Source organism: Bradyrhizobium sp. S3.12.5 (assembly GCF_040548225.1).
In the GTDB taxonomy this organism is placed as follows: domain Bacteria; phylum Pseudomonadota; class Alphaproteobacteria; order Rhizobiales; family Xanthobacteraceae; genus Bradyrhizobium; species Bradyrhizobium cytisi.
Genome location: NZ_JBEPRF010000030.1, coordinates 12,650 through 28,746, shown reverse-complemented (window position 1 = coordinate 28,746; position 16,097 = coordinate 12,650). Strand labels below are relative to the sequence as shown.

The window sequence follows — 16,097 nt, the reverse complement described above, 5'->3', positions numbered from 1 at the left end:
GATCATCCCTTTGCGCCCCGTCAGTCGAGGCCGATCAGGCGCGCGGTGATCGGCGACGACGGATCCCTAAGCGCATCGATCACGGTAAAATGGTTGAGCCCGGGATCGACGACGAGACGCGTCGGCACGTCAAAGCCGGTCCAGACGTTGGCGAACAAGTCGGACTGGCGGATGAACTCGGGCCGCTCACTGCCGCCGACCCAGGCGGTCAGAGGCGAATGTCCGCGTGGCAGATGCAGCGCCGCGCTTTCGCGCGTCGCCTCCTCCATGGTCATGCGAAGTGTCTCGTTCATCCTGGTCTTGAGCAGCGGCCGCAGATCGTGCAGGCCGCTGATCGAGAGCGTGCCGGCGATGCGGTTGAAGACGGCGGGCTCAAGCCGGCTGTCGTCGCAGAGCATGCGCGTCACGAGATGCCCGCCGGCGGAGTGGCCCGCCAGCCGGATCGGCCCCGCGACGAGCGAGGCCGCTGTCGCTATCGCGGCGGTGATTTCGGCGGTGATGCCGGAGATGCGCGCGGCCGGCGTCAGCGTGTAGCTCGGCAGTGCTACCGCCCAGCCATGGTGGCGCGCACCTTCGGCGAGATCAGTCCAGGTCGACTTATCGAAGCGCATCCAGTAACCGCCATGCACGAACACGACGAGACCCCTGCTGTCGCCGTCGGGCAGGACCAGGTCAAAACGCTGGCGCTCACCGGAGCCGTAGGCGACGTCGGGACGAAAACCCTTCAGCGCGGCGCGATAAGCCGCCGCCCGCTCCGCCCATTGCGCCGGCATCTTATCCGAGCCCGGGATATGGGCCGAATTGGCGTAAGCGTCATCCCAATCGCGCATCGTGACTCCGAGGACCCGCCCAGCGAACCCAGCGCCAGTCTGCCACCGGTCGGGCCGGCATCCTAGTCTTTCTTTTAAGCTTAAAGGATTTGGATGAGCCCCCGGATTGGGCAGGCCGGCGCCCCCGGCGACTCACTCCATCATTGCGAGCGAAGCGAAGCAATCCAGTCTACCTCCGGGGCGGCAGTCTGGATTGCTTCGTCGCAAGAGCTCCTCGCAATGACAAAGGAGAGAGGCTTACGCCTTCTCCACCCCGCACCATTCCGCGATGAACAGCGCCATCGCCTTGGTGGTCTGCTTCAGCGAGTCCAGATCGACATATTCGTTGAAGCCGTGCATCTCCCCGCCGCTGGCGCCAAAGCACAGGCTGGGGATGCCGTAGTTGAGGCCGTAGAAGCGGGTATCGGTGAGCGCGGTGAAGACGAGATCTTCGACCGCGCCGCCATAGACCTTGTTAAAAGCTTTGCCGAACGCGGCTTCCGGTGCCGCGGAATCGGTCAACTCATAGCCTTCCGACAGGAAGCCCGACCATTCGACCTCCGGCGGATTGTTGGCGAGGAAGCGGTGGTTGCGCGAGGCAGCGGCAACGCAGGCCATGATCTCCTTCTGGTGATCGGCGACCGACCAACCCGGCAGGATGGCGATACGGCAATCGACGTCGCACCAGGCCGGCACGCTGGAGGCCCAATCGCCGCCCTTGATGATGCCGGGGTTGAAGTTGATGGGATGGCTGAGCGTATTGAAGTGACGATCGGCCTTGGCGCGCTCGTTCCACTCGATCTCGAGCTTCTGTAGCGCATGGACGAGGTGATAAGCCGCCATGATCGCATTGGAGCCGGAGCCGGCAAAGGCGACATGGGTCGGATGGCCCTTCACGCGCAGGCGAAACCAGATCACGCCGACCTGCGAGCGTACCATCTTGCCGGCGGTGGGCTCGGGGATGAAGCAGGCATCGGCCCGGTAGCCGCGCTGAAGCGTCGAAAGTGCGCCGACGCCGGTGCTCTCCTCTTCGATCACCGACTGAAAGTGAATCCGCGCGGTCGGCTTGAAGCCGGCCGCCTTGATCGCGTCCAGCGAATAGAGCGCGCCGATGGTACCCGACTTCATGTCGCAGGCGCCGCGGCCGAACATCTTGCCGTCCTTGATGACAGGCGCGAACGGCGGTGTGTCCCACAATTCCAGCGGCCCCGCGGGCACCACGTCGCAATGCCCCTGGAGGATCAGCGATTTGCCGGCCTCGGTGTTCGGACGATAGGTGCCGACCACCGAGCGTGCCTTGGAGAAATCATGCTCGATCGGCCCGAAGCCGCGCAGATCCTTGAGATCATCGACGTTGATGTGCCAGTCGTCGACCTCGTAGCCCCGCTCGCGCAGGAGGTCGCCGATCATGTCCTGGCACGGTCCCTCCGCCCCGCGGGTCGAAGGGATCGCAACGAAATCGCGTGTGGTCGCAAGCTGGGCTTCGAAGCCGGCATCGATGGCGTCAAGAATCCTCTGCTGCGTTTCGGCGTTCATCAGGCAACTCCGGGCATCTAGTTGGTCAACGGTGCACGCAAGCTAGCCGATTTCAGCCGTTCGGGTACTCCACAAAATAAGCATCCCGCAATGCATCTTCGAGCAGGCGGCCTTCCGAATAGCCATTCAGCGTCGCGGGCCGGCTCACGCCGTCGAGCAGCCGCGGGCACGGCTCCGGCGCGCCGAGAACGGTGTGGACCGGAATGCGCTCGGCATAGATCGGTAATTCGTAGTCTTCTTCGTCGTCGGCGACACCCTTGGCGCGGACCTTTGCGGACGCTTCCTCGATCTCCATCGCGATGAAGGAGGTCGCCTTGATCTCCTGGGTGTTGCTGGCCCGCAGGCTCGCGGTGCGATCCGGAAAGAAGCGGTCGACCATCGCGACCACGGCGCGCTCTTTCTCTGCGGGGTCGGTCACGAGATAGGCTGTGCCGAACGCCATCACCGCGCGGTAGTCGGCGGAATGATTGAAGCCGCAGCGCGCCAGCACAAGGCTGTCGAGATGGGCGACCGTCAGGCACACCCGCTCGCCCCTCGTCTGGTTGCGCAACATGCGGCTCGCGCTCGAGCCGTGCCAATAGAGCTTCATCCCCTCGCGCCAGAAGAAGGTCGGCGTGCAATAGGGCTGACCGTCGATGACGTAGGAGACATGGCACAGCATCGAGGAATCCAGGATGCGATGAACCGTCTCGTAATCGTAGAAGCCGCGATCGTGCCGGCGCTTCACCTGATTGCGCGCTGACGTCGGATAGAAATCTTGGCTCTCGGTCTGGCTCACGGCCGCTCCTCATCAGAATTGGACGAATTCGAGACCGGTTGTAACTGCGCATTTGGTCTGCGATAGTGCCAATTCCATGCAAAAACTTCCGACCAATTCTCTCGTCCCTGCCAAGGCCGAGCTGCCGCTCGATCTCATTGGCCCGCACATCACCGCCGGCGCCTCCTCATCGCACCGGCTGTACCAGGCCCTGTGCGAGATGATCGTCTCTGGCCTCGTCAAACCTGGCGAGCCGCTGCCGCCGTCGCGCACGCTCGCCAAACAAACCGGCTTTCGGCGCAACGCGGTCGTCACGGCTTACGAGCGCCTGATCGCCGACGGGTTCGCGCAAGCGACCGTCGGCTCTGGCACGTTCGTTGCCGCGCGCATTCCGGCGCGCGCGGCCATACAGAAGAAGCCGAAGGTGATTGTCGAGGCGCCAAAGCAAGGCGCGCTCTCGCTCGGCTGCACCCATATCGACGAGCGCGCGGTACAGCGCTTTCGCGCTTTCGTTGGCCGACGCATGCGCGCCTTCGGCGCCGAGCATCTGCATTACGGCGATCCGCGTGGCAGCCGCGAGTTGCGCGTCGCGATCGCGGACCATCTGCTCTCAGCGCGGGGGCTGCGCTGCGATCCCGACCAGATCATGCTCACATCAGGAACGCTGCACACGCTGCGCATCGCTCTCGGCACGATCCTGAAGGCCGACGATCAGGTCTGGTGCGAGGACCCCGGCTATCCCATAGCACGCCGGACCATCGCCCAATGCGGCTATCGCATTGTGCCCATTCCCGTCGACGCCCATGGCCTGCAAATCGCGACGGGCCGCACGGGCGCGCCTTCCGCACGCGCGGCCTATGTCACGCCGTCGCATCAGTTTCCGCTCGGCGTGCAGATGTCGATGCCGCGGCGGCTGGAGCTGCTCGACTGGGCGAAGCAGGCCGGCGCCTTCGTGTTCGAGGACGATTACGACAGCGAGTTCCGCTATGACGGCGCGCCGCTGAAGTCGCTCGCCGGCATCGATCACCTCCAGCGCGTGATCTACATGGGCACGTTTGCCAAGACGCTGTTTCCGGGACTGCGCATCGGCTATTGCGCCCTGCCCGAACGCTTGATCGGCGACGTCACGGCCGCGCGCGCCGCGCTCGACCGTTTTCCCGGAACGCTGATGGAAGGCGCGGTCGCCGATATGCTCAATTCCGGCGCGTTTGCCGCAAACCTCAAGCGCGTGCGCAAGCTTTACCGCGAGGCGCGTGATGCACTGGCCGAAACGCTCGAAGCGGCATCGGATGGCGCGCTGTCGGTCCCGGTGCCGTCGCAGGGCCTGCACCTCGTGGCGCAGTTCGATCCGGCCGTTGCGCCAGCGGTTGCGGCCGAAGCGAAACAGGCCGCGGGCGCAGAGGGCTGGCTGCTCGCCGACACTTATACGCGGGCGCGGCCGCTTCCCGGCTTCGTGCTGGGATTTTCCGGGCACGCGGTTCCACAACTCGTCGCCTCCGCCGAAAGGCTCGCGCGGGAAGCGCGCGCCGCCTTGCGCAACAAAAGCAAGGCGGGCCGGCGGGCGTGACAAAGGTCCACTATGAGAATCGTGTGCCGCTCCCTACATTGCCGCACCGACGCCGGAATCCCTCATCATGTCACCCTGTCGTGCAGCCTGTCTCTCAGTCCTGATCTCCGCCATGCTCGCGACGGCGGCACACGCGGCCACGGTCGGGCGCGAGCAGGACATCGTCGATCTCAAGCTTGGTCAGCGCGTGATGGTGGATGACGGAACCTGCCCGGCCGGACAGGTCAAGGAAGTTCGCGGTTCGAAGATGAGCGACAAAGGCGTCGTGCGAACCAGCTCCTGCGTGGCGCGGTACGGTCCGAAATCGAAGTAACAGTCAGGATTTCGCCGGGTCGAACATGCACTGCAGGGTCGGCTTGGCGATCTTGGTGAAGGTCGCGCCGATTTCGCTTTGCTTTGCCGCCGGCACCCAATCGGTCTCGATCGTGGGAACGCCGGTCTCGCTGATGCCGCGCAGCAGCGCCTCGCGCAGGTCGCGATCCTCGACCGCGGCCGCGGCATGATCATGCAGACAGCCGCAGACCTCCTCCGGATGCTCCCAGCGCCCGAGCATGCGCGGGGCACATTGCCGCACGAATTCGGTGCGCGGGTCGGGCAGCCGGGTCGGCGCGCGCACCTGCGCCTGGACGGAACCGATCGTCAGAAGGGAGAGGACCGCTGCAGCGCAGAGACGAAGGTACATGATGGCTTTTGCCGGCTGATTTTCTTGTTGCTGATCAGAAGCGCGCGGCGAGAACGATCGGCTGAGGCGCCGTGGTGGTCACCGGCGAGCCGCTGTACTGGAAGGTGCCGATACCGGGCAGACTACCGTCCGGCGCGCCGCCAAACGAGGAACCGGCGAGCACGAAGCCGAAAGCAAGGATGAAGCTGAGCGCGCGCATGATATGTCCCCGAATTGCGTGGCCGGCGGTGTGCCGCCGTCGTTGTGAAGCTGATAACCATCCGCGGTTTCTCCCGTGATGCGCCCAAAGCCGAAAATGGTTTCTTTCCCGGTGAGAATTGTTTCGTCGCCCGCGATCTGACGAAACAATTCCCGGAAAACGTCAATCATTTCAGATAGGGCACGTGACAGTTAGAACCTGCTTGGGAGAAACCATCCACGCAGGTTGAGGTGACGCGGTCACATTCACGACGTCAGCGCTTCACATGCATTTTACGGTTTCCTGCTGAAGAGAACCGCAAGCGAAGGCCGGACCCGCTGATGAACCCGGAGCTCGCCGGGCACGACCGAAGCCTTCGAGAACCGAAAGGCCCGTCAACCGGGCACATGTGAGGAATGGCCACCATGATGGCGCAAGATCGCGCAATGGCGCGCGACGCGGCCGAACGGAACGACCGCGCCGATCAACGCGCCGCTTCGCCAGGGGCGATGGCTCTGCAATCAGGCCGCGGCTACGAGGCCGCGCCGCAGGCGTTCGTGCGGCTGAGCGGCTCGCACCATGCGAAACCGCGCGTCAGCCGCGATCCCGTCACTGAGTGAACGCAAGTGCGTCACTGAGTGAAGAAGTCGCCGCACTTCTGGACGTTCGCGTCGGCCGGTCCCCACGGCATGATCGGCACCGTCGAGGTCGAGTTCTTCGGCGATCCCTCGATCAGCTTGTCCGAATAGACCATGTAGACGAGCACATTGCGCTTTGAGTCGCAGCCGCGCACGATCTGCATCTTCTTGAAGAAGAGCGAACGGCGCTTGCGGAACATGTCGTCGCCCTGCTCCATCTTGTCCCTGAACTTGATCGGACCGATCTGGCGGCAGGCGAGCGAGACGTCAGAAACCTCCTCGGCCAGACCCAGCCAGCCCTTGAAGCCACCCTTCTCAGGCACGGTAAAGTGACAGGCCACGCCTTCGACTTCGGGGTCGTCGAGGCCGTAGGTCGCAAGCTTGTCATTCGGGCTCATCCATTTGAACACGGTGGAGCGGCGAAAGATCAGATCCGGCTCGTCGGCGGCTTGCGCGGACGCCACCGGCACGGCCATAGCCAGAAGCAATAAAGCGAGGCCTTTCAAGCGGATGCCGGAAAGACCGGGGAAACGAGATGACATGAAGTTCTCCGGTAAGAAGTCCCGGCAATGTAGGTATGGGGTGATCGTTCAGGAAGACGATGGCATCCGGGCGCGGTCGCCGTTTACCGCTCCGTGAGGCTTTTTTGCTACGTCTTGGACAAAAGTAGCTGATGGCAGAACCGCCCTGCTGGTGAACGCGTATCCCCTCTGCGAGACTAATGTCTGATTTGGATTACGGATTCGAGGAATGACTAGCGTGAACGGGTCCCGTTTTGCCGCCGCGCCCGCACGGCTGTGGCAGTTCGCCGTTTTGACGGCCGCGGGTGCGATCGGTACGACCAGCCAGGCAGAAGCAGCGTTCTATTACACGCCGGATTATTCGGACGGGTCCTACTACGCGCGGCCGGTGCGGCATCCCGACGAGCCACAGCAGAAGCCGCAGAAGCGCGGCTCGGCAGCCAAAACCAAGAACGCGGCGCGCGTCGAGAAGGAGACCGACGCGAAGCCGCGGGGTCCGCTCGTCATCGTCGTCTCGATCGACCGGCAGAAAGTGACGATCTACGATTCCAGCGGCGTGTTCGCGGAGTCGCCGGTGTCGACCGGCATGAAGGGCCACTCGACGCCGATGGGCGTGTTCAGCGTCATCCAGAAGCACAAATTCCACCACTCCAACATCTATAGCGGCGCGCCGATGCCGTACATGCAGCGGATCACCTGGTCCGGCATCGCCATGCATGCCGGCGTGCTGCCGGGCTATCCGGCCTCGCACGGCTGCATCCGCATGCCGATGGCATTCGCCGTGAAAATGTGGAACTGGACCAAGATGGGCGCGCGCGTGATCGTCACGCCCGGCCAGATGACGCCGCAAAACTTCTCGCATCCGATGCTCGCTTCGCTGCGCGTCCCGCCGCAGCCGGCTGCCAGCGTCGAGCCGACGACGAGCGTTGGCAACAAGGCGGACAAGGGTGCGCCTGAAACCAACGTCACGGACGCCAAGCCCGTCGAGACCAAGTCGTTTGAGACCAAGACCGCCAGCGCCGACGGCGTGCTCGAGCTGCGCTCCACGGTTGGCCATACCGTGATGTCGGATGTGACCACGGGCAATGCGCCGGTCCGCGAGGAGGCGGTCAAGACTGACGTCAAGGCTGACACCAAGTCCGCCGAGGCCTCCGAGCCGGCCAAGCAGCCAGACGCGGCGGCGGCGACGGACGAGGCTGCCAAGGCCGCTGACGCAGCGAGCACCGAAGCGAAGCCTGCGGAAGCTGCCAAGGCGACCTCGGACGAGAAGCCGGCTGACAAGGTCGAGGCCGCGAAGTCAGAGCCGGCCAAGGCTGACGCGGCAACGACCGAGAACAAGCCCGACGCGGCGGTGACGGCAATTGTGCCCGCCCAGGCCGCTTCGCCGGAGGCAAAAAAGGACCAGACCCGCGTTGCCGATCCCGCGCCGTCCGTGAAGCCGGACCTGCCGAAGCGGACCGGTCAGATTGCGGCGTTCATCAGCCGCAAGGATTCCAAGCTCTACGTGCGGCAGAATTTTGCGCCGCTGTTCGACGTGCCCGTGACGATCGCGGCAAGCGACCGGCCACTCGGCACCCACGTATTCACCGCTGAGATCGACAAGACCGATGCCAATGCGCTGCATTGGTCGGTGGTGTCCCTGCCCGTTGCCGTTCGTGCCGCCGCGCGCGAGGACGACGGTCACGCCACGCGCCGCCAGCGCGGCGCCGCCGTGATCCCCGTTGCCGCAAAGCCGGTGATTACTCCGGACAGCCCGGCCGAGGCACTGGATCGCATCACGATCCCTGCCGACGCCATGGCGAAGATCAACGAGTTGCTCACCACCGGCGGCTCGGTCATCGTCTCCGACCAGGGCATCAACCAGGGCGAGACCGGCGAAGGCACCGACTTCATCGTCCGCCTGTACTGAGCCGGGCTGCGCTAAGCTTGGCACCGCGTCAGATAACGCGGTGTTGAGCCGGCCGGTCGTCTCGCCGGAGCAGGCTGCGTGCCGGGTCACATCCGGGGGAACCTTGGGCACAATTGGAGCGAAGCGCCAAACAGCCGTTGCAATGGCGATGGGCCACCAACTAGGCTAGGATGATCAGGGGCAGGATAGGTTTTGCCGGAGGCGAAAAGCCGCGGCGGAACAACGGGATCAATCTCGAGGACAACACCATGCGTGTGGCGGCAGGACTGATTTTGGCAAGCGCGATCTCGGTTGCGCTGACAGGCGCGGCGTGGTCGCAGACCCCGGCCGCAAAACCCGCAGCCGCCACCCAGGCTGCCCCCGCGGCCGCTGCTCCGGCACCCGCTGCAGCCCCTGCAGCGCCCGCGCCGCAAGCCGCCGCGTTCCCGCCTCCGCCGCAACAAGCGCCGCAGCCGGCCCGCGCGGCCTGCAACAATCCGGACGCGCTGGGCGTCGCCCGCACCGTCGAGATCGACACCACAGGCGGTCCCGGCTTCGGCTTCGAGCATTTCAAGGAACTCGACTTCCTGCGCGACAAGGAGGTCGTCCTGACCTTCGACGACGGTCCCTGGCCGCACAACACGCCCGCCGTGCTGAAGGCGCTCGCCGACCAGTGCACCACCGGCATCTTCTTCTCGATCGGCAAGCACGCCACCTACGAGCCGGAGATCCTGAAGCAGGTCTACGCGGCCGGCCACACCGTCGGCACCCACACCTGGTCGCACGCCAACCTCAACAACAAGAAGCTCTCCGAAGCGCAGCGCAAGGAAGAGATCGAGAAGGGCATCAGCGCGGTGAAATGGGCGCTCGGCGGCATCTCGCCGGCTGCGTTCTTCCGGTTCCCGGCGCTGCAGCATCCGCCCGAGATGGTCACCTATCTCGGCAACCGCAACGTCGCGATCTTCTCCTGCGACATCGACTCGTTCGACTTCAAGGCCTCGAAGCCCGAGAAGGTGATCGACACCGTGATGAAGGGGCTCGACAAGAAGGGCAAGGGCATCCTCCTGATGCACGACTTCCAGAAGCACACCGCGGAAGCCCTGCCCGAGCTTTTGAACCGTCTCAAGGCCGCCGGCTACAAGGTGGTAGCGATGCGCGCCAAGGCGCCGGTCGCCTCGCTCCCCGAATACGACCAGGAGCTGATGAAGGACGTCAAGCTGCCGACGGTGAGCACGCGCCCGGTCAATTCCGTGGTGACGACCGTTTCCGAATAGCCGTCGCTTGTCTTTCCATTTCGAAGGTTACGTCATCGTCTCGGCGGACGGCATGCTCGCCGACGCCAGCCGCGTCATGCCCGACAGCCTGAAGTTCGAAGGCGACAAGCTGTTCTTCGAGCAGGCGCTCGACGGCGCAGCGCTGATCGTGCACGGCCGCAACTCGCATGAGCAGCACCCGAACTCGCCCAAGCGCAAGCGGCTGATCGCCACCCGCAAGATCAAGGCCCTCACCGTCGATCCGGAGATGCCGAACGCGACGCTGTGGAATCCGGATCATGCAAGCTTCGAAGAGGCTGCCGCCTTTGCCGACGTCGCCTCGGGACGGATCGCAATCATCGGCGGCCCCCTCGTGTTCGACATGTTCATGGACCGCTTCGACACGTTCTGGCTGTCGGAAGCCCCGCATGTGCAGCTCGCCGGCGGCGAAGGCTGTTTCGTGGGCGTGCCGGAGCGGACACCGCACGAGGTGCTGGCGTCGCATGGGATGAAGCCGGGCACGCCGTATCTGCTCGACGCCGCGCATGGCGTGACCGTCACGCCGTGGCGTCGAACGGATTAGCAAAGCCCTTAGGGCTTGCTTCCACAAAAAAACGAAAACAACCCCATGCACAGTAGCCAGGCGCCTGTCGGCGCGACCATTTTCGCTTTTTGCGAATATTGCTTGCCCCGTCGGGCAAAACAGGGGCAGAATGGCATCATGGCAGCGCGTGGTCAGGGACCAGGCGGGGCCCGTCCTCCGCCTACACGTCTCCGTAGGCCGTCTCGGCCGAACGCGTGGCGCGGCCATAGCCCATGATCATGAAGAGCGCGCCGATGATGGAGAGATTCTTCAGCGCGTCGATTACCATCTTGGCATTTTCAGGCGCCGGCTGATTCCAGAAGTCGTAGAACAGGACGGTCGAGACCGCGGTGTAGATGATCAGCAGCATCGCAAAGAAGCGCGTGCCGAAATTCAAGGCGATCATCAGTCCCGCGATCACCTCGAGCCCGCCGACTGCGATCGCCAAAAGCTGCGGCGTGGTCATCGCGGTCGCCGTCTCGACCTGCTTGGCGTAAGGCGCGATCACATCGGGCACCACGACCTTGGTGGCGATGAAATCGGCCGTCGCCTGGATGGCGATCAGTTTCGTCGCGCCCGTGTAGATGAACAGCACGGCGAACAGGATTCGCCCAAAAGTCACGAACGCTGGCATGGTCGGCCTCTTGGCTCAGGCTTTTAAAATCGGCGTCTTGACGAGAGTACCGAGCGATTATGAAGACTAGTGAGCCCGTTTACAAACGGGGAAATGGCGAACTGCGAGTAATTCAAAATTGGCGGCGAAGACGGTGCCCTTGGCGCTCCCTAGCGGAATCGAACCGACCGGGGCGAACGCGCCCATCCCACTCTCACCGTCATGGCCGGGCTTGACCCGGCCATCCACGACTTACCTCGCCCCACGCGGAACGTGGATGCCCGGGACAAGCCCGGGCATGACGAGCTTGCGGAACGACCGCGCCTCCGAGAGACGCCGAACGCGCAGCCCGCTCCTACGTGAACAACGTCGGTTGCTGCCGGGCCGCGCGCTCCTGCGCTTCGACCACGGCCACCGCCGTCATGTTGAGGATGCCGCGCGCGGTCACCGAGGGCGTGAGGATGTGGGCGGGCCGCGCCGGGCCGATCAGGATCGGGCCGACGGGCAGCGCGTCCGCCAGCGACTTGATCATCTGATAGGCGACGTTGGCGGTGTCGAGCGTCGGCATGATCATGATGTTGGCCTCGCCCTCGAGCTTGGAGTGCGGCAGCACCATCTTGCGCGCCGCAGCGGAGAGCGCGGTATCGCCCTGCATCTCGCCGTCGGCCTCGATCTCCGGATGCCTCTCTCTCAGAAGCTGGGTCGCCTGGCGCATCTTGCGCGAGGAGTCGGTGTCGTAGCTGCCGAAATCGGAATGCGAGACGAAGGCGATCCTGGGCTTGAGCGCGAAGCGCTGAACATGCACCGCCGCGAGCGAGGCGATCTCGGCGAGCTCTTCTGCGCTCGGATTGGGCCGCACCTGCGTGTCGGCGATGAAGAACGCGCCCTTGCTGGTGATCAGCAGCGCCAGCGCGGCATAGTCGCTGACCCCGGCCTGAAAGCCGACGATCTCGCGGACATGACGCAGATGATGCATGTAGCGGCCTTCGACGCCGCAGAGCATGGCGTCCGCCTCCCCGCGCATCACCGCGAGCGCAGCAATCACCGTGTTATTCGTACGCACCACCGTGCGTGCCGCATCCGGTGTCACGCCGCGGCGGCCGGCGACTTCGACGTAAGACTGTACGTAGGAGCGATAGCGCGGATCGTCCTCGGGATTGACGAGGTCGAAATCCTTGCCGGCGCGGATCTGCAGGCCGAAGCGGTCGAGGCGGGCTTCCACCACGGAGGGACGGCCGACCAGGATCGGCCGCGCCACATTCTCCTCCAGCACCACCTGAGTGGCGCGCAGCACGCGCTCGTCCTCGCCTTCGGCGTAGATCACACGCACCGGCTGGGTCTTGGCCTTGGCGAACATCGGCTTCATGACGAGGCCGGAGCGGAAGGCGAAGCGCTCGAGCAGCGCGGTGTATTCGTCGAAATTGGTGATCTGCCGCGTCGCGACGCCGGACTCCATCGCAGCCTTGGCCACAGCGGGCGCGATGCGGAGAATCAGCCTGGGATCAAACGGGCTCGGGATCAGAGAGCCCGGACCGAAGCCCTGCGTCTCGCCGGTGTCAAAGCCTTGCGCGACCGCATCCGACGGCGCCTCGCGCGCGAGCTGCGCGATGGCTTCGACGGCGGCGTGCTTCATCTCCTCGTTGATGGCGCTGGCACCGACATCGAGCGCGCCGCGGAAGATGAAGGGGAAGCAGAGGACGTTGTTGACCTGGTTCGGATAGTCGGAGCGGCCGGTGCAGATCATCGCGTCGGGGCGCACCTTGCGCGCCTCCTCCGGCATGATCTCCGGCGTCGGGTTGGCGAGCGCCATGATCAGCGGCTTGTCGCCCATCGCCTTGGCCATCTCGGGCTTGAGCACGCCCGGCGCCGAAAGTCCGATGAAGATGTCGGCGCCGCCGATGACGTCGGCAAGCGTGCGCTTGTCGGTCTTCTGCGCATAGACCGCCTTCCAGCGGTCCATCGTGGTGTTGCGGCCCTCATGCACGAGGCCGTCGATGTCGCAGACCCAGATATTCTTGCGCTGCGCCCCCATCGAGACCAGCAGGTTGAGCGTCGCGATCGCGGCAGCCCCTGCCCCCGACGCCACGATCTTGACGCCCGAGAGCTTCTTGCCGTTGAGGCGCAGGGCGTTGGTGACGGCGGCGGCGACGATGATTGCGGTACCGTGCTGGTCGTCATGGAAGACCGGGATCTTCATGCGCTCCTTCAGCTGCGCCTCGATCTCGAAACATTCAGGCCCGCGGATGTCCTCCAGATTGATGCCGCCGAAGGTCGGCTCGAGCGCCGCCACGGTCTCGACCACGCGCTCGATGGTGTCGGCGGCGATCTCGATGTCGAACACGTCGATGCCGGCGAATTTCTTGAACAGGACCGCCTTGCCTTCCATCACCGGCTTCGAGGCCAGCGGGCCGATATTGCCGAGGCCGAGCACCGCGGTGCCGTTGGAGACCACGGCGACCAGATTGGCGCGAGCCGTCAGCGTTGCGGCCTCCGACGGGTTCTTGGCGATCTCGGTGCATGCAGCCGCCACCCCAGGCGAGTAAGCGAGCGCGAGGTCGCGCTGGTTCGCAAGCGGCTTTGTTGCCTGGATCTCGAGCTTTCCGGGACGCGGCAGACGGTGATAGGCCAGCGCCGCCTGGTGGAGATCATCAGAATAGGACGACATGCGGTCTCTTGCCTCGCGTTACCGGCCACAAAATGCCTCATCCGGAGCAGCCCTCCAAGCGGACGGTATTTCCGGGTCGTGGAAACGGGATGAAGCACGGCGGGCGCCCCGGTGGCAACATCCGATTGCGATCCCATCAACAGGGCGCAGGCTCAAATATCTGATGACGCTAGCTTTCCCTGGACCTCGTAACGTTTCCCGAATATGGCAGGTTGTGCAGCGCGCAACGAGCAACTGGAGCTGGGAATGAAGCGGATCCTGATCGGCCTGATCGCTGTCGCCGTGCTTGCCGCCGGCGGATGGTTCGGCTTCAGCCTCTACGTCCAGCACCGCGTCACCACCGAGGTTGAAACGGCTTTCGAGCAGATCCGCAAGCAAGGCGGCAAGGCCAGCCACAGCAAGGTCGAATTCGACCTGATGAGCCGGACGCTCACCATCGAGGACATCGCGGTCACGCCCGGCAATCAACCGCAAGCGCAGGTCAAGATCGCCGGCATCAAGGGCACCGGCGTCCGCCAGATCGACGACACCAGGATTTCGGCTGACAGCATCGACATCACCGGCTTCGAAGTCGCACTGGACCAGATCGGCCCAGCCAAGGTGAAGGCGTCCTACAAAGTCCCGCAGCTGACGATGCGCGACTATGCCGGCCCCCTTCACATCGGCACTGCGCCGGCGAACGGCTCCCTGGTCGACCTCTACCGCTACGTGCTCGGTCAATACGCAAGCGTCGCGGCGTCCTCGCTCACGGCGCCTACGCTGACGATGAGCTTCGATTCCGGCGGCGGTCCCGGCGGCAGCGGCGAGATCACCTATTCCGGATTGACGATCCAGAACCTGAAGCGCGGCAAGATCGATGCGATGAAAGCGGACCGCGCCGCCATCTCGGTCGACGTGAAGCAGCCGGGCAGGCCGGATAAGCTGACCGGCGAGGTGTCGAACATCATCGTCAACGATTTCGATGCGACCGCGATCATCGCCGCGCTCGATCCGCAGACCAGCAATGACGAGACCTATCACCGCGTCTACCGGCAAATCTTGGCCGGCCCCTATGCGCTCAAAACGGCTCAGGGGATGCGTATCGATATCGACGGCTTCGTGATGGAGGACATCGACGTGCAACCGTCGAAATTCCGGCTAGCCGAGCGATTTGACGCGCTGTCGCAGGATCAATCGGCCGTTCCGACGCCGGCACAGTCGCGCGAAACGCTGGAGAAGATCGCTGCAATCTATGAGGGTGTTCGCATCGGCAAGGCCGAAGTCAGCAAGATTTCGGTCGGCACGCCGCAGGGGATCGGCAAGGTCAACGCGATCAGATACCGCGACGGCGAGTTCGCGATCGAGGGCGTCGATACGCCGGGCCCGCAGGGCCAGTTCAAGATGGAGCGCTTCGCGCTGAAGTCGTTCAGCGCGGCAAAACTGATGCGCTTGGGGGCGGGCCTCAGCAATCCCGGACAGACGCCCTCACCGGAGCAGATGCTGGGCCTTTTCGGCGTGCTCTCCGGCGCAGAAATCAAGGGCGTGACCGCGCCGTTCAAGACCACCAAGAAGCTGGTGACGGTCGACACGTTGAGCCTGGACTGGGGGCAGCTGGTCGGCTCGATCCCGAGCAAGGCGCATGCGGTGGCCAAATTTGTCACGCCGACCGATCCGTCCGATCCGAAGCAGCTACCATTGATTGCCGCCGGCCTCGACAAGCTCGCGATCGACCTCGATCTCGGCGCAGCCTGGACCGAGTCCTCCAACAGCTTCGCTCTGATGCCGGCAACCCTCGACATCGCAGGCATCGCAAAGGCGCAACTGCGTATCGCGCTCGGCAACGTGCCACGTGAGGTGTTTTCGGCCGATCCCGCTCAGCTTATGGGCCAGGCCGCCCGGATTGAAGCCGGCACGCTCGAGTTCTCACTGCGCGACAATGGTGGCGTCGATCTCGTCGTGACCCAGTTCGCGCGCACGCAGAACGTCAGCCGCGACGCGGCACGCAGCGCCATCGTGGAGATGATCCGGGCGCAGGGCGAGAAGGTCGCGGCCTCCAATCTCGATGCGAGGGCAGCGGTCGATGCGATCGCAAGCTTCGTCTCGACCTCGGACCAGACGCTCACCATCAAGCTGACGCCGCTCGGCAAGATGCCGGTGCTTCAGCTCATGGATGCGCTGAACAGCGGCCCGATCGTCGCGCTGGCGCAGTTCAGGATCGAGGCATCGACGGGGCTGTAGGGGAACGAGACGCAGCTCTCTCCTTCGTCATTGCGAGGAGCCCGCGACAAAATTGCGAAGCAATTTTGCGCTGGTGCGACGAAGCAATCCAGAGTCCCTCCGCGGGAAGATTCTGGATTGCTTCGCTGCGCTCGCAATGACGATGTGGAGGCAACGCGGCCTCTCCCCGCTTCCGCCTTCGCTGAAGCTT

15 protein-coding genes are annotated in these 16,097 nt (G+C 64.4%); 7 read left to right on the top strand and 8 right to left on the bottom strand.

From position 1 onward, the window contains the following. Positions 1-20: 20 nt before the first annotated feature. The 3 genes from ABIC09_RS32695 to ABIC09_RS32685 form a co-directional block, all read right to left on the bottom strand. Positions 21-830, bottom strand: coding sequence for a hormone-sensitive lipase (locus tag ABIC09_RS32695; RefSeq protein WP_148752997.1), 810 nt, complete (start codon positions 828-830; stop codon positions 21-23). A 237-nt stretch (positions 831-1,067) separates the two neighbouring features. Beyond that, entirely contained in the window at positions 1,068-2,345 is a 1,278-nt protein-coding gene (locus tag ABIC09_RS32690; RefSeq protein ID WP_354111843.1) for an ArgE/DapE family deacylase, read from the bottom strand. Positions 2,346-2,397: 52 nt separating this feature from the next. Next, complete coding sequence (locus tag ABIC09_RS32685; protein WP_148752994.1) at positions 2,398-3,123, bottom strand: pyridoxamine 5'-phosphate oxidase family protein; 726 nt, start codon at positions 3,121-3,123, stop codon at positions 2,398-2,400. Between the two features lie 76 nt (positions 3,124-3,199). Here ABIC09_RS32685 and pdxR point away from each other — a divergent pair, with 76 nt between their 5' ends. Together pdxR and ABIC09_RS32675 are read left to right on the top strand one after the other, a co-directional pair. Next, complete coding sequence (gene pdxR, locus ABIC09_RS32680; RefSeq protein WP_354111842.1) at positions 3,200-4,669, top strand: MocR-like pyridoxine biosynthesis transcription factor PdxR; 1,470 nt, start codon at positions 3,200-3,202, stop codon at positions 4,667-4,669. A gap of 67 nt (positions 4,670-4,736) precedes the next feature. Further along, the gene (locus ABIC09_RS32675; RefSeq protein ID WP_148752992.1) at positions 4,737-4,982 is read left to right on the top strand and encodes a DUF6719 family protein; all 246 of its coding nucleotides are present in this window, start codon (positions 4,737-4,739) and stop codon (positions 4,980-4,982) included. A 3-nt stretch (positions 4,983-4,985) separates the two neighbouring features. On the opposite strand, the gene ABIC09_RS32670 is transcribed toward ABIC09_RS32675, so the two are convergent. Both ABIC09_RS32670 and ABIC09_RS32665 read right to left on the bottom strand, forming a co-directional pair. Further along, entirely contained in the window at positions 4,986-5,351 is a 366-nt protein-coding gene (locus tag ABIC09_RS32670; protein WP_354111841.1) for a hypothetical protein, read from the bottom strand. A gap of 34 nt (positions 5,352-5,385) precedes the next feature. Beyond that, positions 5,386-5,550 carry a hypothetical protein gene (locus tag ABIC09_RS32665; RefSeq protein WP_354111840.1) on the bottom strand — a complete coding sequence of 55 codons (165 nt, stop codon included), beginning with the start codon at positions 5,548-5,550 and terminating at the stop codon, positions 5,386-5,388. Between the two features lie 404 nt (positions 5,551-5,954). Here ABIC09_RS32665 and ABIC09_RS32660 point away from each other — a divergent pair, with 404 nt between their 5' ends. Next, the gene (locus ABIC09_RS32660; RefSeq protein ID WP_354082619.1) at positions 5,955-6,149 is read left to right on the top strand and encodes a hypothetical protein; all 195 of its coding nucleotides are present in this window, start codon (positions 5,955-5,957) and stop codon (positions 6,147-6,149) included. Between the two features lie 11 nt (positions 6,150-6,160). Here the strand turns inward: ABIC09_RS32660 and ABIC09_RS32655 are convergent, their stop codons facing one another. Continuing rightward, a complete protein-coding gene (locus ABIC09_RS32655; protein ID WP_148752988.1) occupies positions 6,161-6,709 on the bottom strand; it encodes a CreA family protein in 549 nt (182 codons plus the stop codon). Positions 6,710-6,917: 208 nt separating this feature from the next. Between ABIC09_RS32655 and ABIC09_RS32650 the strand changes: the two genes are divergently transcribed. From ABIC09_RS32650 to ABIC09_RS32640, 3 genes are all read left to right on the top strand, one after another. After that, positions 6,918-8,597, top strand: a complete 1,680-nt coding sequence (locus tag ABIC09_RS32650) for a L,D-transpeptidase (RefSeq protein WP_354111839.1) — start codon at positions 6,918-6,920, stop codon at positions 8,595-8,597. Between the two features lie 248 nt (positions 8,598-8,845). Next, entirely contained in the window at positions 8,846-9,850 is a 1,005-nt protein-coding gene (locus ABIC09_RS32645; protein ID WP_354111838.1) for a polysaccharide deacetylase family protein, read from the top strand. Positions 9,851-9,857: 7 nt separating this feature from the next. Beyond that, positions 9,858-10,412 (top strand): dihydrofolate reductase, encoded by a 555-nt coding sequence (locus ABIC09_RS32640; RefSeq protein WP_354111837.1) that lies wholly within the window; start codon positions 9,858-9,860, stop codon positions 10,410-10,412. 181 nt (positions 10,413-10,593) lie between these two features. Here ABIC09_RS32640 and ABIC09_RS32635 read toward each other — a convergent pair whose 3' ends face one another. Both ABIC09_RS32635 and ABIC09_RS32630 read right to left on the bottom strand, forming a co-directional pair. After that, positions 10,594-11,046 carry a DoxX family protein gene (locus ABIC09_RS32635; protein ID WP_148752985.1) on the bottom strand — a complete coding sequence of 151 codons (453 nt, stop codon included), beginning with the start codon at positions 11,044-11,046 and terminating at the stop codon, positions 10,594-10,596. A gap of 334 nt (positions 11,047-11,380) precedes the next feature. Next, a complete protein-coding gene (locus tag ABIC09_RS32630) occupies positions 11,381-13,690 on the bottom strand; it encodes an NADP-dependent malic enzyme (RefSeq protein WP_354111836.1) in 2,310 nt (769 codons plus the stop codon). A gap of 246 nt (positions 13,691-13,936) precedes the next feature. Between ABIC09_RS32630 and ABIC09_RS32625 the strand changes: the two genes are divergently transcribed. Further along, positions 13,937-15,907 carry an aq_1923 C-terminal domain gene (locus ABIC09_RS32625; protein WP_354111835.1) on the top strand — a complete coding sequence of 657 codons (1,971 nt, stop codon included), beginning with the start codon at positions 13,937-13,939 and terminating at the stop codon, positions 15,905-15,907. The last annotated feature ends 190 nt before the right edge of the window (positions 15,908-16,097 follow it).

Bases quoted from the DNA above. Each gene is read 5' to 3' on its own strand.
- ABIC09_RS32695 (WP_148752997.1), bottom strand. From the start codon at position 830: ATGCGCGATTGGGATGACGCTTACGCCAATTCGGCCCATATCCCGGGC.
- ABIC09_RS32690 (WP_354111843.1), bottom strand. From the start codon at position 2,345: ATGAACGCCGAAACGCAGCAGAGGATTCTTGACGCCATCGATGCCGGC.
- pdxR (WP_354111842.1), top strand. From the start codon at position 3,200: ATGCAAAAACTTCCGACCAATTCTCTCGTCCCTGCCAAGGCCGAGCTG.
- ABIC09_RS32675 (WP_148752992.1), top strand. From the start codon at position 4,737: ATGTCACCCTGTCGTGCAGCCTGTCTCTCAGTCCTGATCTCCGCCATG.
- ABIC09_RS32670 (WP_354111841.1), bottom strand. From the start codon at position 5,351: ATGTACCTTCGTCTCTGCGCTGCAGCGGTCCTCTCCCTTCTGACGATC.
- ABIC09_RS32665 (WP_354111840.1), bottom strand. From the start codon at position 5,550: ATGCGCGCGCTCAGCTTCATCCTTGCTTTCGGCTTCGTGCTCGCCGGT.
- ABIC09_RS32660 (WP_354082619.1), top strand. From the start codon at position 5,955: ATGATGGCGCAAGATCGCGCAATGGCGCGCGACGCGGCCGAACGGAAC.
- ABIC09_RS32655 (WP_148752988.1), bottom strand. From the start codon at position 6,709: ATGTCATCTCGTTTCCCCGGTCTTTCCGGCATCCGCTTGAAAGGCCTC.
- ABIC09_RS32650 (WP_354111839.1), top strand. From the start codon at position 6,918: ATGACTAGCGTGAACGGGTCCCGTTTTGCCGCCGCGCCCGCACGGCTG.
- ABIC09_RS32645 (WP_354111838.1), top strand. From the start codon at position 8,846: ATGCGTGTGGCGGCAGGACTGATTTTGGCAAGCGCGATCTCGGTTGCG.
- ABIC09_RS32635 (WP_148752985.1), bottom strand. From the start codon at position 11,046: ATGCCAGCGTTCGTGACTTTTGGGCGAATCCTGTTCGCCGTGCTGTTC.
- ABIC09_RS32630 (WP_354111836.1), bottom strand. From the start codon at position 13,690: ATGTCGTCCTATTCTGATGATCTCCACCAGGCGGCGCTGGCCTATCAC.
- ABIC09_RS32625 (WP_354111835.1), top strand. From the start codon at position 13,937: ATGAAGCGGATCCTGATCGGCCTGATCGCTGTCGCCGTGCTTGCCGCC.